General features: G+C 29.3%; 20 protein-coding genes. 18 read left to right on the forward strand and 2 right to left on the reverse strand.

From position 1 onward, the window contains the following. Nucleotides 1–12 precede the first annotated feature (12 nt). Nucleotides 13–678, reverse strand: a complete 666-nt coding sequence (locus tag BQ9840_RS00520) for a DUF6143 family protein (RefSeq protein ID WP_097677440.1) — start codon at nucleotides 676–678, stop codon at nucleotides 13–15. A gap of 750 nt (nucleotides 679–1,428) precedes the next feature. On the opposite strand from BQ9840_RS00520, the gene BQ9840_RS00525 reads away from it, so the two are divergent. Together BQ9840_RS00525 and BQ9840_RS00530 are read left to right on the forward strand one after the other, a co-directional pair. Then, nucleotides 1,429–1,785 (forward strand): hypothetical protein, encoded by a 357-nt coding sequence (locus BQ9840_RS00525; protein WP_077367020.1) that lies wholly within the window; start codon nucleotides 1,429–1,431, stop codon nucleotides 1,783–1,785. An 82-nt stretch (nucleotides 1,786–1,867) separates the two neighbouring features. Beyond that, nucleotides 1,868–2,872 carry a 3-oxoacyl-[acyl-carrier-protein] synthase III C-terminal domain-containing protein gene (locus tag BQ9840_RS00530; protein ID WP_159436048.1) on the forward strand — a complete coding sequence of 335 codons (1,005 nt, stop codon included), beginning with the start codon at nucleotides 1,868–1,870 and terminating at the stop codon, nucleotides 2,870–2,872. 121 nt (nucleotides 2,873–2,993) lie between these two features. Here the strand turns inward: BQ9840_RS00530 and BQ9840_RS00535 are convergent, their stop codons facing one another. Next, nucleotides 2,994–3,485 (reverse strand): superoxide dismutase family protein, encoded by a 492-nt coding sequence (locus BQ9840_RS00535; protein ID WP_077367024.1) that lies wholly within the window; start codon nucleotides 3,483–3,485, stop codon nucleotides 2,994–2,996. 140 nt (nucleotides 3,486–3,625) lie between these two features. Here BQ9840_RS00535 and BQ9840_RS00540 point away from each other — a divergent pair, with 140 nt between their 5' ends. The 16 genes from BQ9840_RS00540 (at nucleotide 3,626) to nifJ (ending at nucleotide 23,062) form a co-directional block, all read left to right on the forward strand. Then, a complete protein-coding gene (locus BQ9840_RS00540; protein WP_077367026.1) occupies nucleotides 3,626–3,823 on the forward strand; it encodes a hypothetical protein in 198 nt (65 codons plus the stop codon). Nucleotides 3,824–4,024: 201 nt separating this feature from the next. Next, a complete protein-coding gene (locus BQ9840_RS00545) occupies nucleotides 4,025–4,486 on the forward strand; it encodes a ribonuclease H-like YkuK family protein (RefSeq protein ID WP_077367028.1) in 462 nt (153 codons plus the stop codon). A 117-nt stretch (nucleotides 4,487–4,603) separates the two neighbouring features. Further along, entirely contained in the window at nucleotides 4,604–5,539 is a 936-nt protein-coding gene (locus BQ9840_RS00550) for a DUF5700 domain-containing putative Zn-dependent protease (RefSeq protein ID WP_077367030.1), read from the forward strand. A 101-nt stretch (nucleotides 5,540–5,640) separates the two neighbouring features. Beyond that, complete coding sequence (locus BQ9840_RS00555) at nucleotides 5,641–6,132, forward strand: PTS sugar transporter subunit IIA (protein WP_077367032.1); 492 nt, start codon at nucleotides 5,641–5,643, stop codon at nucleotides 6,130–6,132. Nucleotides 6,133–6,217: 85 nt separating this feature from the next. Next, nucleotides 6,218–7,318, forward strand: a complete 1,101-nt coding sequence (locus BQ9840_RS00560; RefSeq protein ID WP_077367034.1) for a metallophosphoesterase family protein — start codon at nucleotides 6,218–6,220, stop codon at nucleotides 7,316–7,318. Next, nucleotides 7,315–10,050 (forward strand): ATP-binding protein, encoded by a 2,736-nt coding sequence (locus tag BQ9840_RS00565; protein ID WP_077367036.1) that lies wholly within the window; start codon nucleotides 7,315–7,317, stop codon nucleotides 10,048–10,050. The genes BQ9840_RS00560 and BQ9840_RS00565 overlap by 4 nt, the downstream gene beginning before the upstream one ends. 33 nt (nucleotides 10,051–10,083) lie before the next feature. After that, entirely contained in the window at nucleotides 10,084–10,767 is a 684-nt protein-coding gene (locus BQ9840_RS00570) for a metallophosphoesterase (protein ID WP_077367038.1), read from the forward strand. A 21-nt stretch (nucleotides 10,768–10,788) separates the two neighbouring features. Further along, nucleotides 10,789–11,523, forward strand: coding sequence for a glucosamine-6-phosphate deaminase (nagB, locus tag BQ9840_RS00575; protein ID WP_077367040.1), 735 nt, complete (start codon nucleotides 10,789–10,791; stop codon nucleotides 11,521–11,523). Nucleotides 11,524–11,547: 24 nt separating this feature from the next. Next, nucleotides 11,548–12,708 carry an N-acetylglucosamine-6-phosphate deacetylase gene (gene nagA, locus BQ9840_RS00580; RefSeq protein WP_077367042.1) on the forward strand — a complete coding sequence of 387 codons (1,161 nt, stop codon included), beginning with the start codon at nucleotides 11,548–11,550 and terminating at the stop codon, nucleotides 12,706–12,708. Continuing rightward, complete coding sequence (locus BQ9840_RS00585) at nucleotides 12,693–13,235, forward strand: class IV adenylate cyclase (RefSeq protein WP_077367044.1); 543 nt, start codon at nucleotides 12,693–12,695, stop codon at nucleotides 13,233–13,235. The genes nagA and BQ9840_RS00585 overlap by 16 nt, the downstream gene beginning before the upstream one ends. 90 nt (nucleotides 13,236–13,325) lie before the next feature. Continuing rightward, nucleotides 13,326–13,508 (forward strand): hypothetical protein, encoded by a 183-nt coding sequence (locus BQ9840_RS00590; RefSeq protein ID WP_077367046.1) that lies wholly within the window; start codon nucleotides 13,326–13,328, stop codon nucleotides 13,506–13,508. A 28-nt stretch (nucleotides 13,509–13,536) separates the two neighbouring features. Then, complete coding sequence (locus tag BQ9840_RS00595; RefSeq protein ID WP_077367048.1) at nucleotides 13,537–13,734, forward strand: hypothetical protein; 198 nt, start codon at nucleotides 13,537–13,539, stop codon at nucleotides 13,732–13,734. 117 nt (nucleotides 13,735–13,851) lie between these two features. Then, entirely contained in the window at nucleotides 13,852–15,210 is a 1,359-nt protein-coding gene (locus BQ9840_RS00600) for a L,D-transpeptidase (protein WP_077367050.1), read from the forward strand. 74 nt (nucleotides 15,211–15,284) lie between these two features. After that, the gene (locus tag BQ9840_RS00605) at nucleotides 15,285–16,877 is read left to right on the forward strand and encodes a methyl-accepting chemotaxis protein (protein ID WP_077367052.1); all 1,593 of its coding nucleotides are present in this window, start codon (nucleotides 15,285–15,287) and stop codon (nucleotides 16,875–16,877) included. Nucleotides 16,878–17,011: 134 nt separating this feature from the next. Further along, entirely contained in the window at nucleotides 17,012–19,375 is a 2,364-nt protein-coding gene (gene ppsA / locus BQ9840_RS00610; protein WP_077367054.1) for a phosphoenolpyruvate synthase, read from the forward strand. Nucleotides 19,376–19,537: 162 nt separating this feature from the next. Continuing rightward, a complete protein-coding gene (gene nifJ, locus BQ9840_RS00615; protein ID WP_077367056.1) occupies nucleotides 19,538–23,062 on the forward strand; it encodes a pyruvate:ferredoxin (flavodoxin) oxidoreductase in 3,525 nt (1,174 codons plus the stop codon). The last annotated feature ends 32 nt before the right edge of the window (nucleotides 23,063–23,094 follow it).

Raw genomic sequence — 23,094 nt, forward strand, 5'->3', positions numbered from 1 at the left:
TGCTTTTTTACATCACTTATTACAAATAGGTTCTTCCCACCAACCAAAAGCAATTCGGCCATTAGTTGAAAGTTCAGGTGACTCTGGATTTGATAGAAATATTAAAAATGAACCACCGGGTGGAAAGATAAATTTTCCTTGTTCATCATCAACAATTGTAGTTTCAGGTTGACCTCTTCTTACAAAAGCTTTTATACCATCAATTGGTTCTCCAGTTACATTTGTAGCATATTGCAGCTTTACTTTTGGTATTGGAATAGGGCAAAATGCCATATTAGATGTAGTAACAAGAGTGGACTCTTTAGGTGTTCCAGGAGGTTCAGTATTAAACCAAATTTGTGCTCGAAATGTAGATTCGGAAACATCACTTACAGTCCAAACTGTTACATGTAAATTTACTCTTGAATTAGGAGGATTAAATAACCTAGCCCAAGCACTTGTTCCTTTTCCGAAAGAAAGTTCATCAGCATAACCTACATAATATTTACCTTCTAGAGACTTTGCTAAGTTAATAGGTACATCAACTACATATTCTATAGATGGTTTATATATAGATGGATTAGGTAGGCTACAAGGTGGGAAATATATACAAGGCCTGTTACAATAGTTCGTTTTACTAGATGATATTTGATTAGAAACATCATTACAATATACAGAAGAATTTAAATTATTGTCCATAAAAGATTACTCCTTTGCATTTTATTTAGTTTATTATATGCTAAATAATATTAAAGGTACGTTTTATCCCTACATATAACCCCACAAGCCATCCTCTTCCCAGGATTCCCAGCAGACTAACTCCTATAATCATCAGGATTTCATGAATGATTACCGATTTTTCTACAATATCTTGTGGCTTAAAATTATTTGTAAAAAGCTCATTTTAGCATATCAATTGTTTGAAAATAGTACTGGAAAATCCTGAAGTGAAGAAGAAATATAAATGTCAATTATATGAATGTGTTTATTAGAAAAGAGCAATTTATAAAAACATAGAGAAATTAGTATATAAAGTTAGATGAGAAGATAACAGAAAAAATTCATAACTAAAGATATATTTAAGAGTTTTAAAATATCAATTAAGGCAGTTAATATTGATGTAATAAATTATTTGAAAGAGGTGAATAATTTACAAGGTCAGAAATTAGCTTATATATTGAAATTGAATACATTAAATGATATTATAAGTACAAGGTAATCGGAAAAAGGAGGGTAGATTGCCACATCATTCACAAAAGAAAGAGGCATAACCCTTAAATATAAAGATTATGCATTAAGGAGGTGTAAGTAGTGAAAGGAAGCAATACATATAGAAGAATATCAGGAGGATAGGATTAAGTGTACAAGTTATAATAGAGTTTATGTACAAGACAATTTACTAATGAAAAGGGTAAAATAAATAAACATAAGAGAAAGGGGATAATATAAATGTATACTATTAAAGTAAATGATGAAAAGAAGGCTTTTATTATTGAGACAGGAGGTTTTTTTAGACAAGAAGAGGGAGAACAATTTTTAAAAGAGTATCAAGATAAAGTTAGAAGTATTAATCCAGGGAATTATAATTTTATAATATGTGGTAAAGATTTAAAAACATCATCTCAAGATATGATAGATATATTAGATAATTGTTTAAAAATGTATAAAGCTTCAGGATTTAAGAAGTATTATACTACAAAACCTACATCACCTACAGCTTGGATGCAACTAAAGAAATTACTAGAAGAAAATAAATTAGATATGGTTATGGGTGAAAGTGTAGAAGATATACTATTAAACTTATAATAAAATATAGATAAAAAATAGATAATGACATATAAAATAAATGTCATTATCTATTTTTATATACAATGAAGGGGATGAGCAATTGAATACGAATATAAATATAATAGATGTAAGTATATATTATCCAGAGAATAAAGTAAATAAGGATTATTTTATACAGAAATTTGATAAACAAGGAATAGATATTAGGGGTTTACTAAAATGCTTAGGCAGAGATAATATAAGGATAATAAAGAATAATGAAGAAACAGTGATAACAATGGCTGTAAATGTAGGGAAAAGAGCTTTAAAAAGTGCTAATTTAAATCCTGAAGATATAGATATGTTAATAGTAACAACTGATAACCCTGAGTATTTTGCACCTTCTAATGCTTTAATTATAAATAATAAGTTAGGGTTAGTGAATGCGAATTTAACCTTTGATCTTAATAATAATTGTATATCTATGTTGACAGCTATGGATATAGCAACTGGGATAATGAAGCAAAGAAAAGAAGTAAAAAGAGCAATGATTATCGGAATGCAAGGGATATCATATTTTACAAGGGAAGATGATCCTGTTATAACTCCTGGAGGTGGAGATTGTGCTGCTAGTATAATATTAGAAAAAGAAGAATGTGTAGATATTAGTGGAGTTATAGATAGTGTATATTTAACTAATTCAAGGAATCAAGAAAATATGAGACTACCTGGGTGTGGAATGTCTAAAGTAGCAAGTGGAAATGTACTAACAGAAGATGTTAAACTAAGGTTTATACCACATGATGTTAGTTATTTTTCTGATGAATGGACAAAGATGATAAAAGATATATTAAAGAGGAATAACTTAAGCATTAAAGACGTTAAACATTATTTATTCTCTCAATTTTCTTTAAAAGATATTAAGGAAACACTTATAAAGTTAGGAGATGATGAGGAAAAATATACTTTTGTATCTCATAAGTACGGGTATACTGGATGTTGCTCACCTATATTTGCATTACACGAGGCTTTAGAAAAGGGCAAGGTAGAAAAAAATAGTTATGTTATATTTTGTTCTGTTGGAATAGGATATAGTATGGCTGCAATATTATACAAATGGCTTTAATGTATTTCATTTACAAGAGAAAAAAGGCTCATATAAGTTAAAAGAAAGAATAATATAAAAAGTTATTACTAAGGACGATTATCTAAATTAAGGTCAGATTAAGTAATCTGACCTTAATTTTTCAATAAAGTCTACGTATCACTCCACAAGCTAATCGTTTACCAGAATTCCCAGCAGGCTGACTTCTATAGTCATCAGGACTTTCATGAATTATCACCGATTTTCCTACAACGTCAGCAGGCTTAAATTTATCTGTAAAAAAGCTCATTCTTGCATAGCCATTGTTTGAAAATAGTACAGGAAAATCTCCAGCGTGATTTCCATGGGGCTGATTTGTTGGATTCCAATGACCTCCTGCAGCTTGAAATGGATTCTCAGGATCTCCTACTTCACAAATTCCATTTTCATGGATATGAAAACCATGTGGACCAATAGGTGATTTACCATTTTCAGCAGGTTTATAAGGTGGAAGTCCCCAAACTTCAACAGTTACTTCAGTTCCATTTTGAACTTCTCTAAAAGTTACTACTCCATACAGATTAGGAGCAAGTGGTCCCCCTCTTATTTCAGCTACACTTGCAATAGGTGTACAATTTGTTATATTATAGTACATATAGCATATACCTCCTTTTGTATTATTGTATGATAATTAAATTTTTAATGTGAAGGAGTTATATAGTATGAAATGTAACAAAATAATAATTGATTTATATGATCAATTATAAATATATTAAGATATTAGGAGGAAAAATTATGAATGGATCTATGGGAATTGGAATATTAAGTATCATCTCTTTCGTAGTATCTTTAGCAAAGGAAGTAGCAATCATTTTCTTATTGATTAAGATAGTGCAGGTTTTAAATATTTTTGTTAAAAACAAAGAAGTACCATTTATTAAGTCAAAAAGAGAAAATATTGACGTTACAAACAATGATGACAAAGATGAATAGGTTTTTATAGTAAACTCTCGTATTTACGAGAGTTTACTATTATGTTTAAGTATAATAGTATTTTAAATTAAAATATAATTCCAACAATTCAATGTTATAAAAAAACTAATAATCCACATACTATATTTTGTAGTTTCTGATAGTCAAAAAACTGATTTTTTCATAGTATAAATATATATTAACTTTGAAAGAAGGTAAAAAATGTTTAGTCCAACTTATGGTGAAGTAACATATGAAAAAATGATTGAAATAATCAAAAACTTCATAGGAAAATCACCACATAGTACTTACAATATTTCTGTAGGTACAGACAGCCAAAACTTTGATTATACAAAAACTGTTATGGTAGTAGCTGTACACAGAGTTGGAAGTGGGGGAATATTCTTTTATGATATAAAAAAGGTCAAAAAGATAACCAATATAAGTCAAAAACTATTTTTTGAAACTAGTTCTAGTTTAGATATAGCTACTAAACTTTCAGAAACATTACAAAGAGAAGAAATTGACTTTGGAATAAGCATTCATGTTGATGCAGGTAAAAATGGGCAGACATCAAAATTAATTCCAGAGATAATAGGGTGGATAAAGGCTTGTGGATTTGACTGTGAAACAAAACCAAATTCATATGCTGCATCTTCAATAGCAGATAAATATTCAAAATAGTTATATATTCAGAGAAAAATATTTGGACAAGCATTATAATTAAATTTTTCATCATACCTCTCAACCACATTTCGTATACATTAATTAAAGGTATTTATGTGGATGAGGGGGTATATTGTGAGAATCATAACAGAGGGAGTAGAATTAGCTATAGAATTGTTAGATAGTACATATTTTGATGAGAAAAAATTTAAAAAATATATGAACTCTAAAGTAGGAAAAATTTTTTTAAATCATGAAATAGAACTTAGGAGGAAGATAAGTCCACTAATAGTTGAACAAGAAATAAAAATGATTTTTGATAATCCTAAATATAAGGATTTATATGGTTTTTATATACTTAAAGAAAATATGGAATTAGCAAAAAAAGATTTAGAATATATTAAATATAATGAAGAAGATATTATATCTCAAGTTTTAGAACAGATATATAGATATATACCAAAATGGGTTGAGATAAAACCTGATATTACACTGTATGTAGGTGGTGTTGATGGGGGATTTGCTACATTTACTAAGGATGTGTATATAAATTATATTAAATATATAGGGAATATAGAGGAATTTAAAAAAGTACTTGCTCATGAATTTTATCATGCAAGACGAGTTCCTATAAATAAAAAAATCAAATTGTTTTTTAAAATGAGTTTTTATATTAATAGGGCAAAATATGATTCATTAGGTAGAATTTTTGAAGAGGGGATTGCATGCTTAATACAACATGGGGTAAATTTTGAAACAGATGATCCTGTAGGTACACTTACTAATAGAGATATCCTATTAAAGAAAGAACATTTTGAAGTGTTAAATGACGCACTTTTTTCAATAAAGCATAATAATCCTGATTATAATCTAATATATAAAATCAATGTATATGTAATAGGATATATAATTTCTAAAATTATATATGAAGATAAAGGTAGTATTACATTAGATGAATGGACAGTTAATTTTAACTATGAGGTATTAATTCAAAAATACATAGAAATATGTAGAGAGAGGGGGATAGCATCAGGATTTGATAGAGAACTAGAAAAATGGTTGACAAGATGAGCTAATTTTTTTACATAAAATATATGATGAAGATTTTTTTAAGATAATGTTGTATAATTATATTTAGGAAGAATAAGTTAAATTTTCGGAAGGGTGGTTTTATGCTTAGATTTTTTAAAAAAAACAAAGTTGTTGAAATATTATCTCCAGTAACAGGGAAAATTGTTCCCATTGAAGAAGTACCAGATGAAACTTTTGCGAAGAAAAGATCAGGTGATGGTCTTGGAGTTGAACTAACTGACGGAAAGATCATTGCACCTTTTGATGGTGAAATAACAAGCATATATAATGCAAATCACTGTCTAGTTGTTAGATCTGAAGAAAGTGGATTGGAAGTACTTATACATATAGGTATTGATACTATCAAATTAAATGGTGAAGGTTTTAAGAGATATGTTGAACTAAATGACAAAGTAAATACTGGGGACTTATTATTGGAAGCAGATTTAGAACTCATAAAGTCAAAAGGTAAATCTATTATAACACCTGTAATAATAACAAATAGAAGATATGTAGAATCAATAGAAAAAATGAATGGACAAGTAGAAAAAGGAAAAGATTTACTTATGAAAGTCACATTAAAGAAGGAATAGATTTTTTAACCCACTGTATAAGATAGTGGGTTATTTTGTGTTATACTTTAAGGTATGACTTGGTTAATTATTGGGGGTGCTTTTCATGATTAAATGCATTCATACAGGGGATTTACATTTGGGAAGTCAATTTAAAACTGCAAGTTTTGATAATAATTTTGGCAAACAGAGAAGATTAGAACTAATGTATACTTTTGAAAGAATAATAAATAGAGCAAAAGAAGAAAGTGTGGATTTTCTTTTTATTGCAGGGGATATGTATGAAGGTGAATATTTTACTATTGGGGATATAAAAAGAGTGAGAGATATACTTTCTAATTTAGAAAATACTAATGTAGTTATTACTACAGGAAATCATGATCCTTTAAATAAAGGTAATTTATATAATTCAGTGGAATGGCCAGAAAATGTACATATATTTGATTCAAATGGAATATCTTCAATAGAATTTGAGGAATACAATACAGTTGTTTGGGGGTACAGTTGGGATAGGAAAGAAGAAAGAATAGATCCATTAGCAAATTTTCATTTGGAAAATAATAACAAAATCAATATATTGATCATACATGGAGATTTAACAAATAAAAATTCTCCTTATTTACCTATTGATAAAAATAAATTGGAAACTATAGGATTCGATTATATTGCATTAGGACATATTCATAAGCCACAATTTATCACAAACAATATTGTATATTGTGGAAGTCCAGAACCCTTAGATTTTGGTGAGCTAGGTGAACATGGGATCGTTGAAGGAACAATAGATAAAGGTAATGTTAATATGAGTTTTTTACCTTTTGCTAATAGAAATTTTAATATCGGCGAAATAACTATATCTGAGACTATGAGTTATATGGATATCATAGAAAAAATTCAAAATTATGATTGTGAAGAAAAAAGAGAAAAGAACTTTTACAGAATAGTGTTAAAGGGAATAAGAGATAGGGATATAGATTTAAACCTAGAAGAAATATATGAAAAGTTAAAGCACTACTATTATTATTTGGAGATTGTAGATGAAACTATACCAGATTATGATTTGGAAAAGCTGAGAGTAGAAAATTCAAATAATATAATAGGACTTTTTATTGAAGAAATGAGCAAAATGGACTTAGATGATGAGATTAATAAAAATGCATTGTATATAGGTTTAGAAGTTCTTTTGAAAGAGAAGGTGATAGGATGAAAATCAAGGAACTAAATCTTATCTCTTTTGGAAAGTACGAAAACAAAGTAGTTAATCTTACTGATGGAATTAACTTGATATATGGTGAAAATGAATCTGGTAAGACTACTATTCATAAGTTCATAGAAGGTATGTTTTTTGGATTTTTTAAACCTTATTCAAAGAGAAGACTATATACTGATGAGTATGAAAAATATTACCCTTGGAATAGACAGGACTATAGGGGAGTATTGAAATTTGAGTATGAAGGTGAAATTTATAGATTAGAGAGAAATTTTGTCAAAGGCAGTGATGAGTTAAAAATATATGATGATAAAACTGGGGAAGATATAACTAGATTGTTTGATTATGATTCTACACTGAGACTTCATTCACTTGATTCACAGATACTAGGGTTAAATAGTGTAGTATATAACAATACTGTGAGTATAAAGCAATTAGGTAGCAAAACTGATGAAAACTTGGCAAAAGAAGTTAAGGATAGCCTAATAAATATGGGTGGAAGCCTTGATGAAGATATTTCGGTAAAGAATGCATTAGCTAAGTTAAATAATGAAATAAACTCTATAGGTACTGCTGGACAAAAGAAATCTTCTCCCTATGGTCAGACAGTAGAAAAGATAAATAAGCTTTGTGAAGAAAGAAATCAAGCTTTAAATTATATTGATCAAATAAAAGCTGAAGAACTGGAATGTAAAAAACTAAAAGATGAGTTGAATGAATTAATGGTAGCAAAAAAGGATATAGAAACTGATTTAGAAATAATAAAAAAAATAGAGATAAAAGAAAGATATGAGGAGTCTCTTAGAATTTCCAAGGAAATACAATACTTAACAATTGAAATGGACAAACTAAAGAAATATTCTGGTTTGGATTTTGAAAAATATAAAAGACTAAATTCTTTAGAAAAAGAGAAGGCAGTATTTGAAAAGAGTTTTAATGAGTGGAATGAACAATTGAGAAAGGTAAATGAAAGGCAAAAAAATTTACAAACAGAATTAAAGAAGTATATTAAATATAGAAATATAGATGAAGAAGAATTTGAAAATATTGTTGAAAGCTATAAATTGTTGTACAATAATAGAGTTCAATTAATTGAAATAGAAGAAAAACTTAATGCTTTGGTCTATGATTTCAATGATCAAAAAGATAACAAAATCATAGACATAGTTGATGATATTTACAAGTATGAGGAACTTGAAGAAGAGAGGAACTCTATATTATTTAATAAAGACTTTTCTAATTCAAACTATATAAAAACTAGATTAGAAGAAAAATCTAGTGAATTAAAGAAGAAAAACACTATAACTATTATTTCATTAATATTTACGTTTGTTTCAACTACTTTGGGATTTGTAAATAAGGCATTCTTTATCGTAGCAGCTTTTTTTCTAGTATTGTTTATTTATATAATATATTCCCGTAAAGAGATGAAGGAATATGTAAAAAAGTTAAATGATCAAGTAATAGATATTGAAGCACAAGAAGCAGATAAATATGCGTTGCTAAAGAAAATAGAAAGTGATATGGAGTTAATATTAGAAAAATACAATTGTTCTAATAAAGTTGAATTAAAAAAGCTTCAAAATAAAAATTATGAAAGAAGTATTAATTATAAAAATAGGTTTGAAACCAAAGTGGCATTACAAAATGAAAAAGATAGAATGTTAGGAGAGATTGTTAATTTAGAAAATATATTAAATAATCAAGCTTCAATATTAATTGAACCATTAGCTTTCAATTTAGAAGATATAAAGACTATAGAGAAAGAGTATTTAAAAAGCATAGAGCTTTTAAATACAAAAGAAAAGTTGGATGAAGAAGAAAAATATATAATAAATAAGATTACAAGTTTAAAAAATGAGAATTCAAGTGTAAATGATGAGATAGAAAACATATTAAAAGAGTATGATTTCATTAGTATAAAAGAGATGGAAGAAGGTCTAAAATACAAAGAAATATATGATGGCTTTGTAAAAGATTTAGAAAACAAGAAAATATTATTAAATAATATTTTGGGTAATAATAATTTGGATCAACTTAAAAAGGCATATCTAGAAGGAAAAAGTGATATGAGTAAAGAGTTAAATATAGAGGAAAAAGACAAATTAATTGAAAAAGCTAAAAATGTAGAAGAATTTATTGGAAAAATAAAATTAGAAATAACTAGAATAGAGGAAAGAATCAATGGTCTTGGAAATAACTTTAGACCAATAGTTGAAATGGATGAAGATTTATTGGTAAATGAAAATAAAAGATTAGAATATGATGAAAGGCTAAAGTCTCTGGAAATTGCAAAAGATACTATTGAAAATATATCAAAAAACATACAGAGGGATTTTGCACCTACATTAAATGAAAAAGTAAGTAATATAATAAATACTGTTACTGATGGAAGATACAGCGAGGTGAAAATCAATGAAAATATAGATGTTTCTGTAGTGGATCCTGACAGTAATATTCTTATTAATATTGAGGATTTAAGTGGTGGCACAATTGATCAAATTTATTTTGCTACGAGATTTGGTATAACAGATATTATATTAGATGACAGTACCCCATTATTATTAGATGATTGTTTTGTTCAATATGATAATAAAAGATTGAAAAACATCTTAAAAGTATTAGTGAAAACTTCAAATAGTAGACAAGTTATATTGTTTACTTGTCATACTAGGGAAAAAGAATTACTAGATATGTTTAATGCTGAATATGAATATATTGTATTGTAGTTAGTGTTTTTGAATTTGAATAGGGGGATTTAGATGATATATGCATTAGGAGATTTACATTTGGACTATTCGAAAGAAAAACCCATGGATATATTTGGGCCTAAATGGGAAAATCACGAGGCTAAAATATTTGATAGTTGGACTCATATAGTAAAAGAAGATGATTTGGTTCTTATTCCTGGTGATGTGTCTTGGGGACTCAAGCTAGATGATGCTTATAATGATTTAAAAAGGATAGATAAACTACCAGGGACAAAAGTTATAACTAAAGGAAATCATGATTATTGGTGGGAAAGCAAGAAGAAATTAGATGAACTTAATTTAAATTCGATTTTTTTTCTTCAAAATGATAGCTTCACTTATGAGAATATTAATATTGCTGGTTGTAGAGGTTGGATATCTAAGGATTATGAAAATTTTACCCAACATGATGAAAAGATATACAATAGAGAACTTAATAGATTAGAATTATCATTGAAATCAATTGAAAAAAAAGATGGTACAATAATAACTATGATTCACTATCCCCCTTTTAATATAGACGCTGATCCAAATGATTTTGTATTTCTAATGAAAAAGTATAATGTTGATATTTGTATATATGGACATCTCCATTCTGAAGGACATAAATATGTAGTTGAAGGAGATATAGAGAAGATTAAGTTTATTTGTGTTTCAAGTGATTATATTAACTTTATACCTAAAAAAATATTATAAGGATTGTTAGGAGGCTTTAAAATGAAAATCATTATAAAAAAAGATTATGAAGAATTAAGCAAAGTAGCAGCTAGTATCATAGGTGATGAATTAAAATCAAATCCAAACATGGTACTAGGTTTAGCGACAGGAAGCACTCCAATAGGAACATATAATGAGCTTATTAGAATGCACAAAGAAGAGGCATTAGATTTTTCCAAAGTTGTAACTTTTAATTTAGATGAGTATCTAAATATTCCTTATAGTAACCCAAATAGTTATCATTATTTTATGGAAGACAATTTGTTTAAACATATTAATGTTAAAGCTGAAAACATCCATATACCAGATGGAAATGCAGAAAATGTTGAGAAGTTTTGCATTGAATATGATAAAAAAATAGAAGAAACTGGTGGTATTGATTTGCAAATATTAGGAATTGGAGAAAATGGTCATATTGCTTTTAATGAACCTGCTCCAACTCTACCTTTAGAAACCAATATTACTGAGTTAACAGAATCTACAATAAATGCAAATTCAAGATTTTTCGATTCTATAGATGAGGTACCTAAAAAAGCTATTACTATGGGTATAGGAAGTATAATGAAGTCAAAGAAGATTTTGCTTTTAGCAAATGGTGAAAAGAAGGCAGATATTATTGCAAAAATATTAAAAAATAAAGTAGTAACTACTCATATACCTGCTTCTCTACTATTACTTCATCCAGATGTTACAATAATAATGGACGAAGATGCAGCTAAAGGGTACTTAGAATAGTAGATGTAGGAGGTAGAAGTTTAAATGAAAACATTAATTAAAAATATTAATATAATTACTCCTTATGAAATATTAAGAGGACAAGGATTGGTAATTACAGATGGTATCATATCTAGTATTGATAGAGAAGAGAAATTATCGATGGAATATTTTGACAATGTAATTGATGGAAAAAAGAACTATCTCTCTCCTGGTTTTATTGACATTCATAATCATGGAAATTCAGGATTTGATATTATGGATAGTACTGAAGAAGCGATAGATAATATAGCTGAGTTTCACCTAAAGAATGGAGTTACATCTTTTTTAGGTACAGTAATTACTTCTTCTTATGAAAAAATAGAAAAGGCTATAAAAAATCTTGTAAACTATGATAACAAAGTAGACAAAGCTAATTTAATAGGAATTCATTTGGAAGGGCCTTTTTTCTCTATAGACAGGAAAGGAGCCCAGCCTGAAAAGCATATAAAAACACCAAATTTAGAAGATATGAATAGACTTTTAAGTATTTCTAACGGTAAGATGAAGATGGTTTCATTAGCACCAGAATTGAAAGGTGCATTATCAGTAATTTCATACCTTAAGTCAAATAATGTAATAGTTGCTATGGCTCATAGCAATGCTAGCTATGAAGAGGCTAAAAAGGGCATTTATGAGGGAGTATCAATGGCCACTCATTTGTACAATGGCATGAGGAGTTTCTCTCATAGAGAGCCAGGAATAGTTGGAGCAGCTCTTACTGATGATAGAGTTTATTGTGAATTAATATATGATACTATTCATGTTCATGATATAAGTGTTGAAATAGCTGTGAATATGAAAGGAATAGATAAAATAGTACTTGTATCTGATGCTATGCGAGCAGCAGGGCTTAAAGATGGAGAATATGAACTGGGTGGGCAAAAGGTATATGTAAAGAAAGGTGCTGCAAGACTTGAAAATGGTTCGTTGGCAGGTTCAACTTTAAATCTAACAAAAGCGGTACACAATATGGTTTTTAAAATGAATATACCAATTCACAACGCAGTGAGAATGGCAAGCCTAAATCCAGCAAAGGCTATAAAAATAGATGATAGAAAAGGTAGTTTAGAAGTTGGAAAAGATGCAGATATGATCATTTTTGATAGTGATATAAATATTCTAGCTTCTATAGTGGGGGGCGATATACAGTGGATAAAGAATTAGAAGTTAAAGTGTTAAATATTGATAAGGATAAAATACAAAAAAAGCTATTAGAAATAGGTGCAAAATTACTTAGGAGAGAACACCAGAGAAACTACTTAATAGACTCGGAAGATAGAAATATTGAAAAAAATAATAACAGTTATCTAAGGATAAGGGAATCATTAGACTTAGATACTGAGAAGACCAGTTTTACTTTAACCCTTAAACAGAATATCTTTAATGAACATATGAGGGAAAATGTAGAGGTAAATACGAAAATAGAAGACAAAGAAGCTCTTTTATATATACTTGATGTATTAGGATATGGATTAGTTAAAGAGGGTTTTAAAGAAAGGATTTCTTATCAATATGAAAGTATAAGATTTGATATTGATACATGGGATGAATCAACTTATCCATATACTTATATGGAGATTGAAGTTAATAAAGAAGAAGACTTAGAAAAGGCTATCAATCTTTTAAATATTGATAAAAAAAATATTTCAACTAAATCAATAGTGGAATTGAGAGAGGACTTAGGTAAATAATTACCTAGGTCTTTTTTTAAATGTAGTCACCATAATTGATTATTTGAATAAAATATAATAAATAGTTTTCTATAAAAGGAGGTATTGATAATGCTTGATGAGATATTAAATTTTGGTCGCGACAATAGTTGGTTGTTGATATTTTTATTTTTAATATTGTTTTTAGGAGGAGGTAGTGGAGGATTTCTAGGAGATTTAGGAAATCTTTTTGGTGGTTCAAGCGATATGTTATTACTTATATTCTTGATATTTTTATTATTTGTAGGAATATAATTAATTAAACTATAAGGAGGTATTTTTTATGACAGACAATCTAAGTCTTCCAAATAATAAAAAGGGAGGTATTTTAGATTTATTTAAGGGTGGAGATAATGATAGCTTACTATTCTTTTTCTTGCTATTAGTTGTTTTCTTCTGTAATTGTGGCTGGGCAGGAACTGGAGATGATAGTCTATTATTCTTTTTCCTATTACTAGTAGTACTATTTTGCTGGTGTTAAAAAAATCCCGTTTAAAAAACGGGATTTTTTTATGCATTATATATGCATTTATTTGGCATAATAGTATTAATATTGAGATAAAAGAGAGGAAATTTTATAAAACATAGGAGGTATTCAATGAAAGGGTGTAAATTCAAACTAATTATCATTTTAATTTTAATAAGTATTATGCTATTTGTTTCTTGTACACCTAAAGTTTCAGAAGGGCCTAATATAAATAAAAATAGGGGCAAAGAACAGAAAAATTTAGAAACGCTTGATGAAAATGATATTGAACCTGATATCAGCCATATTAGTATAGGTGAAGACAATAAATTGACAGCTAATTTAAAAGAGAAGGGTCATATTGACTATTTTCTTAGAGATAAAGAACTTGTTAAATACAGTGAAAAGATTACTAATTTTAGTGCTGGAAATTGGAATACTAAAAGAACATTTCAAACTCTTGTACCCACAGTTTTTAATGTATCTCTAATGTATAATAAATATTTGATGCCTTATGACTATTTGTTGGTGACAAGTGAAAGTGTTTCTATATATGATAGTCCTTCTTTAAACAGTAAAATAGTTGGAGAAGGTAAGATGTTTGACAAAATACAATTAGTCAACGAAGTAGAAGATAATTGGTATGGAGTGAGCTTTTATGATTCAAATGGGAAAATAGTTCAAGGATTTATTCCTTCTAGTTCTGGAGATGTAAGAACATTTAGATTTCAAAACATGTACAATGTTATAAAAAGATTAGAAGATGAATTGGCAAAAAACAAACATGGATATATTTCTAACTATAAAGATACAAATGGTTCACCGCCATTATTAAACGGTAAGGCAATTGACAATTACGGAATGCAAGCATATCAAAGTGCACCTGCCTATTCAAATTTAAACGATTTAAATAATTTTAGGTATTTTCCAGATGGGATGATGGTTTTTATATTAGGTGAAGTCAAAGGGTATTTTAAGGTAAAGTGTATTGAATATGAAGGAGAATATTGGGTTCCTAAAAAATATATATCTTTTGACAACAATTTAGACAGATTTGCTAAATGCGTTGTTGTAGATACCACAAATCAAAATCAAGTAGCTTTTGAAAAAATGGGTTCAAAATGGACCTTAGTATCTTATACTCTGGCGACTACTGGAGTAAAAGGAAAAAGAAAATATGAAACACCAATAGGATATTTTAAAGTTATGGATAAGAAAGAAAGATTTTATTATGTAGATGACAACACCAATGAAGTAACGGGTTATGCACCTTATGGTGTTAGATTTACACAAGGGGCATATATCCATGGAGTTCCTGTAGAGTTTAAGATTATAAATGGAAAGAAGACAGATCCAGGAATTAAAGAGTATCTACACACTATTGGCACTGTACCTAGATCTCATAAATGTGTAAGGAATTTTACTAGTCATGCTAAATTTTTATATAATTGGACAGATTCTAATGATACTGTAATAATAGTAATAAAATAGAGAAAATTACAAAAAACAATATATGGAATAAATTTTATGATATAATAAATATATAAATAAAGGGGGGTTACTACATGTTTACGATTTTAAAACTAGCATTAATTGTTTTAGTTTTTATTATCACCAAATTTTTCCCCAATGAGACTTATTTTTATTTGTCTATAGGGATATTAATGGTATTGGAGATATTGTCATTTAAAATTGGGAATAAGGGTAAAGATATCAATGATATTGAAAAAGGGATTAAAGAAGTAGCTGAAGGGAATCTAACAAAAAAATTTAAAACTTCTGATAAAAAATATGCTAGTATGGTTGAGAATTTAAATAAGATATTACATAATTATAGAGAAGCTTTATCTCATATAGCATATTCTTCAGATAGGATGTCGGGTATAACTGAAGATTTAGTTATTGCTACTGAGGGAACCAGTGAAACAATAAATGAAGTGGCAAAGGCAATAGAAAATATAGCGGTAGGATCAAAAGAACAAGAAAATAAAGTATTAGATGTATTATCTATGAGTAATAAATTGAAAGAAATATCAGAAGATACAACAAAGGCAAATAAAAGTGCACATGAACAATGGGACAAGACTAATAAAGCATTTAAATATACAGGAGAAAGTTTAAACAAGTTAATTTTAAATATGGGAAATAGAATGTCTAAGAATGAAGGATTAATAGATGAAGCACAAGTTATTTCTGGAAATATTAAAGAAATTAATGAAATTGTAGATATGGTAAAAGATATTTCAGCTCAAACAAATTTACTTGCATTAAATGCAGCTATTGAAGCTGCTAGAGCTGGGGAATATGGACAAGGATTTTCCGTAGTTGCAGAAGAAGTGAGAAAACTTGCAGAGATGACAGATGAGGCTACAGATAAAATTAATTATAAGGTTGAACAATTTGGACAGGATATTAGAGCATTACTTTCTAATCTTCAAACTGGTATTTCCAACGAACAAGAAGACTCAAAGTTTGCGAGAAAAACACAAGATGACTTTGAAAAAACTAGTGAATATTTAAATAATATTAAAAGTGTGATTTTAACAACTGATGATAAGATGAAAGAACAACTAATAGAAATAAATGAAATTACAGCTAATTTAAGTATTGTTGCAAAAATAACAGAAGAAACTGCTTCTGGAACACAAGAAATATCTGCTTCTATAGAAGAGCAAACAGCTATAATTAATGAAATTAGTGATAATACGCATTATCTAGAGACAATGAATAAAGAGTTAGATGATACAATCGAACAGCATTCAAAAATTGTAATGGATGAAAAAACAATAAATCAAATAATTGATAATAACTTAAAAGGAGTTAATGAAATTAGAGAAAATAAATATATAAGAGATTTAAGTAATTTAGATAAACATGAAGAGATATATAAAGAAGTCATGAATAGGTATCCTGATTTTTGTATTGTATATTTATATGATACTGAAGGGAAACTATTATCTTCTAGTGAATATTTAGATGATATAGATGTAACTAATAGACCTTGGTTTGTTGGGGGATTAAAACAGGATATATATACTTCTGATTTTTATATTAGTTATGATACTAAAACAGTTTGTATAACTATTGCAAGTCAAGTAAGAGATACAAATAATAGATTGGTTGGAGTATTAGGACTGGATTTAGAAATAGAAAGTTAATACGTGTTTAAATATCGAATAGATGTTTTTTATGTCTATTCGATATTTTTTTAAAAAAATTTGATAAATAGTATAGCACATTTCAGAATATGTGTTATAATATATATATAATTAATTGCGAGGAGGCATACTTTATGACTAAATACAATTATATAAAATGGTTTGATGAAATCGATAAGAATGATATACCAGTTGTAGGAGGAAAAGGAGCAAATTTAGGAGAAATGACACAAAAAGGCGTAGATGTACCACCGGGATTTTGTGTTACAGCAGGTGCTTATAAAGACTTTATAAAACTTGCAAAATTAGAAGATGCTATTAGAGGAAAAATTGAAGGTCTTGATGTTGAAGACTCAGATGAACTTCAAATAAAGGCAGCGGAAATAAGAGATTTAATTAATAGTTCAGAAATGCCAAAAGAAATTAAAGATGAGATCGAAGGAGCTTATGAAGAATTTAGCAAAAAGGTAAAGACTAATAATCCTGAAGTAGCTATAAGAAGTTCTGCAACAGCTGAGGATTTACCAGAAGCTTCTTTTGCAGGTCAACAAGATACTTATCTACACATTAGCGGAAAAGAAGAAGTTTTAAATCATGCAAGAAAATGTTGGGCATCCCTATGGACTGCAAGAGCTATTTATTATAGAACAGAACAAGGTTTTGATCATTTTGATGTAGCACTAAGTGTTGTAGTTCAAAAGATGGTTAACAGTGAAAAATCTGGGGTAATGTTTACTGCAAATCCTGTTAATAACAATAAGAGTGAAATAATAATTAATGCTAGTTGGGGATTAGGAGAAGCAGTAGTATCAGGTTCAGTTACACCAGATGAATATATTGTAAATAAAGATGACAAATCAATTGATGATAAATATATTTCAGAAAAGAAATTAATGATTGTTAAGAAAAAAGATGGTGTTGGCACAGTAGATGTAGATGTAGAAGAATATTTAGGATATGCAAAAGTTAATGAACAATGTTTAACTGATGATGAAATAATAAAATTAGCTGATTATGGTTTAAAAATTGAGAATTTATATGGAAGTCATCAAGATATTGAATGGGGTTTTGATGAAGATACAAAGGAACTATATATACTACAATCAAGACCTATAACAACATTAAAAAGTGAGGAGGAGACAAAACCAGTGACTGAGAAGAATGAAGAATTAAAAATGTTAGTTAGAGGATTACCAGCATCTCCTGGTGTTGCTAGTGGAAAGGTTAAAAATATATTAGATATAAGTGAAATTTCAAGAGTAGAAGATGGGGACGTTTTAGTTACTGTAATGACAAATCCTGATATGGTTCCTGCAATGAAAAGAGCAAGTGCAGTAGTTACAGATGAAGGGGGTAGAACTTGTCATGCAGCTATCGTATCAAGAGAACTTGGAATTCCTTGTATAGTAGGTGCAAAAACAGCAAGTGAAACACTTAAAGAAGGAATGGAAATAACAGTTGACGCATCAAGAGGTGTAGTATATGATGGTATTGTACTACAAGAAAAACAAAAAGATGAAAAATCAGAAGCTGCAGCAGGTTCAGCTGTTGTTAGCGAAGAACTTCTTCAACAATTAGCGCCAGTTACAGCTACAAAAATATATATGAATCTTGGAGAACCATCTTTGATAGGCAGATACAAAAACTTACCATTTGATGGTATAGGACTTATGAGAACTGAATTTATATTTACAAATATGGTTGGAGCTCATCCTATGTATTTGGTTAAGACTGGTCAAGGACAATTACTAATAGATAAGATGTCAGAAGGAATTATGACTGTAGCACAAGAGATTTATCCAAGACCAATGGTAGTAAGATTAAGTGATTTTAGAACAAATGAGTTTAGAGGATTAAAAGGTGGAGATGAAGTAGAACCAATAGAAAACAATCCTATGATTGGATGGAGAGGAGTATCTAGATACATTTCTGAAGAATATGAAGAAGGATTCAGACTTGAATGTAGGGCTCTTAAAAAGGTAAGAGAAGAATATGGAATGACTAATGTTTGGGCAATGCTTCCATTTGTAAGAACAACTTGGGAAGTAAAAAAGGTTAAAGAGATTATGGCTGAAGAAGGATTGGTTCAAGATAAAAACTTTAAACTTTGGATAATGGCAGAAGTTCCTGCAGTAGTATTTGAAGCAGAAGAGTTTGCTCAACTTGTAGATGGATTTAGTATTGGTTCAAATGACTTGACTCAACTTGTTATGGGAGCTGATAGAGATTCAGGTATATTAAACAATATGGGATATTTTGATGAAAGAAATGAAGCTGTTAAGAGAGCAATATCTATACTTATTAAAGCAGCTCATAAACATGGAAAGACTATTTCAATTTGTGGTCAAGGACCATCTCAATACCCAGAGTTTGCAGAGTTCTTAGTAAAAGAAGGAATAGATTCTATGAGCGTTAACCCAGATACAGTAGCATATACAAGAAGATTAGTAGCTGCAGTAGAAAAAAGAATTATTCTAAACAAAATAAGAGGATTATAATTAATAAAAATTAATTATATATTTTAAAAATGTAAAAACCCCTATAAAAGAAAACACCCTATACTCAATTGAGTATAGGGTGTTTTCTGTCTAAATAAGAGAATAAATTTTATTATAATTGAAAAGATATAGATGAGAAATAATACTAATGGAGGTTAAAATATGAGAAGAACAAAGACAATGGATGGAAATGAAGCTGCAGCATATATTTCCTATGCTTTTACAGAAGTAGCAGCAATTTATCCTATTACACCTTCTTCACCTATGGCTGAACTTGTTGATTTGTGGTCAAGTCAAGGAAAAGAAAATTTATTTGGACAAAATGTAAGAGTAGTGGAGATGCAATCTGAAGCAGGAGCAGCAGGGGCACTTCATGGTTCTCTTCAAGGTGGTGCATTGAGTACAACATATACTGCTTCTCAAGGACTACTACTCATGATACCCAATATGTATAAGATGGCGGGAGAATTATTACCAGCTGTATTTCAAGTTAGTGCAAGAGCATTGGCTACCCATGCTCTTTCCATATTTGGCGATCATCAGGATGTTATGGCAACAAGACAAACTGGCTTTGCATTAATTTGTTCTAATAGTGTTCAGGAAGTAATGGATTTAGCAAGTGTTGCTCATTTAGGTGCAATAAGTGGAAGAGTACCATTTTTACATTTTTTTGATGGATTTAGAACAAGTCATGAAGTTCAAAAAATAGAATTGATAGAATATGAAGAATTAGAAAAGTTATTGGATTATAAAGCAGTAGAAGAGTTTAGAAATAGATCCTTAAATCCAGAAAGACCAGTAGTAAAGGGAACAGCACAAAATCCAGATATTTATTTTCAAGGAAGAGAAATTTCTAATCCATATTATGAAAGAATACCTGCTATAGTAGAAAAATATATGGATGAAATAAATAAGATAACAGGGAGAGACTACAAGTTATTTAACTATTATGGACATCCAGAAGCTGAAGAAATTATTATAGCTATGGGTTCAGTTTGTGAAACTATTGAGGAAACAGTAGACTATTTAATAAATAAAGGTGAAAAAGTAGGTTTAATAAGTGTACATCTTTACAGGCCATTTTCCGTAGAACATTTAATCAAAGTATTACCTAAGACTGTAAAAAAGATTGCTGTTTTAGATAGAACAAAAGAACCAGGATCAATTGGTGAACCACTTTACATAGATGTAAAAACTGCCTTCTATGAAGCTGAAAATAGACCTGTAGTTGTAGGCGGAAGATATGGTCTAGGTTCAAAAGACACTACTCCAGCTCAGATTATTGCTGTATATGAGAACTTAAAATCAGATAATCCGAAAAATAGATTTACAATAGGAATAGATGATGATGTGACTCATTCATCATTGGAAGTAAGGGAAATGGTGGATACATCTAAAGAAGGAACTATTAGATGTAAATTTTGGGGACTTGGTTCTGATGGAACTGTAGGAGCCAATAAGATGGCGATAAAAATAATTGGAGATAATACTCAACTATATGCGCAAGGGTATTTTTCTTATGATAGTAAAAAATCTGGAGGGACTACAGTATCTCATTTAAGATTTGGGAAAAATCCAATTAAATCAACTTATTTAGTATATGAATCAGATTATGTTTCTTGTCACAATAAGACTTATATTTATAATTATGATTTATTAAAAGGTTTAAAAAAAGGAGGCACTTTTGTACTCAACTGTCCTTGGAGTATTAAGGAATTAGATGACAAATTGCCTAGTTACATTAAACGATATATAAAAGAGAATGATATTAATTTTTATATAATAGATGCAGAAGGTATAGCTCAAGAAATTGGTTTAGGGACAAGAATCAATATGATAATGCAAGGTACCTTTTTTGAACTTTCAAAAGTCATACCAATAGAAGATGCAGAAAAATATCTTAAAGAATTTATAGAAAAAACCTATGGGAAAAAAGGAAATAAAATAGTTGAAATGAATTATAAAGCTGTTGACAAGGGAATCAATAGCATTATAAAAGTAAATATACCGGATTATTGGAGTAAAGACGATGAAGATTTGCAATTAGAAGTGAAATATGAACCGGATTTTGTTAAGAAAATTCAAAGACCTATGGCCAAAATGGAAGGAGATAATTTACCTGTAAGTGCTTTTAAAGAACTTGAAGATGGAACTTTTCCATTAGGTACTAGTGCATACGAAAAGAGAGGAATAGCAGTACTTATTCCACAATGGCAAACGGATAAATGTATTCAGTGTAATCAATGTAGTTTTATTTGTCCTCACGCAGTGATAAGACCATTTTTGTTAGATGAAAGTGAAAAGAGAGATGCACCAGAAAGTTTTGAAACGAAAAGTGCTGTTGGAAAAGGGTTAGAAGGATTAGAATATAGGATACAGGTGAGTCCACTTGATTGTACAGGTTGTGGAAATTGTGCAGATATTTGTCCAGCACCAGGAAAAGCATTGGTAATGGTTAAGGCAGAAGAAGAAATTGAAAGACAAAAGGATAATTGGGAATATGCAGTTAATAATGTAAGATATAAAGACAATTTAATGAGTAAGTATAATTTAAAAGGAAGTCAATTCGCTAAACCATTACTTGAGTTTCATGGTGCTTGTGCAGGATGTGGTGAAACAGCTTATTTAAAGCTTGCTACTCAATTGTTTGGAGATAGAATGATGATAGCTAATGCAACTGGTTGTTCTTCTATATGGGGTGCTAGTGCTCCATCAATTCCTTATACAACTAATAGAGAAGGAAAAGGTCCTAGTTGGGCAAATTCATTATTTGAGGACAATGCAGAATTTGGATTGGGAATGTATACTGCAGTTAAACAGATTAGAGAAAAATTACGTGATTTAATGGAAAAAGCTATTGAAAAAAATGATAATGCTGAACTAAACTCTATTTTCCAATCATGGATTGAAAATATGGAGGATGGTGAAAAATCAAAAGAAATATCGATTCAATTATTAGAGGAATTAGAAAAACCTCAGTACAAGGACAACAAAATTATTAATGAAATATTATTGAAAAAAGATTTCTTGATAAAGAAATCCCAATGGATAGTTGGTGGTGATGGTTGGGCTTATGATATTGGATATGGTGGATTAGATCATGTATTGGCATCTGGTGAAGATGTAAATATATTAGTGTTTGATACAGAGGTATATTCAAATACTGGAGGGCAGGCTTCAAAGGCTACACCAACAGCTGCTGCAGCCAAATTTGCTGCAGCAGGCAAGAGAACTAAAAAGAAAGATTTAGGAAGAATGGCAATGACTTATGGATATGTATATATTGCTCAAGTATCTATGGGAGCAAATCTTAATCATACGCTGAAAGCTATGGTAGAAGCAGAGAATTACAAAGGTCCTTCACTAATAATCTGTTATGCTCCTTGTGTTAATCATGGTATTAAGTTGGGAATGGGAAGAACAGTTAATGAAGAGAAAAAAGCTGTTGAATCTGGATATTGGCATCTGTATAGATATGACCCAAGGCTTAGTGAAGAAGGAAAGAATCCATTCATATTAGATTCAAAGGAACCTAAAGAATCATTTAGAGAATTTATAATGGGAGAGGTAAGATATTCTCAAATTGAAAAGACATTTCCTCATCTTGCTGATAAGCTCTATGAAAAAGCTGAGTTGGATGCAAAGGAGAGGTATGAAACATATAAAGAGTTATCTGATGAAAACTAATGAAAACTAAGAGTAAGCAATTTGCTTACTCT

Source organism: Anaerosalibacter sp. Marseille-P3206 (genome assembly GCF_900155565.1).
Taxonomy (GTDB): Bacteria; Bacillota; Clostridia; order Tissierellales; family Sporanaerobacteraceae; genus FUHM01.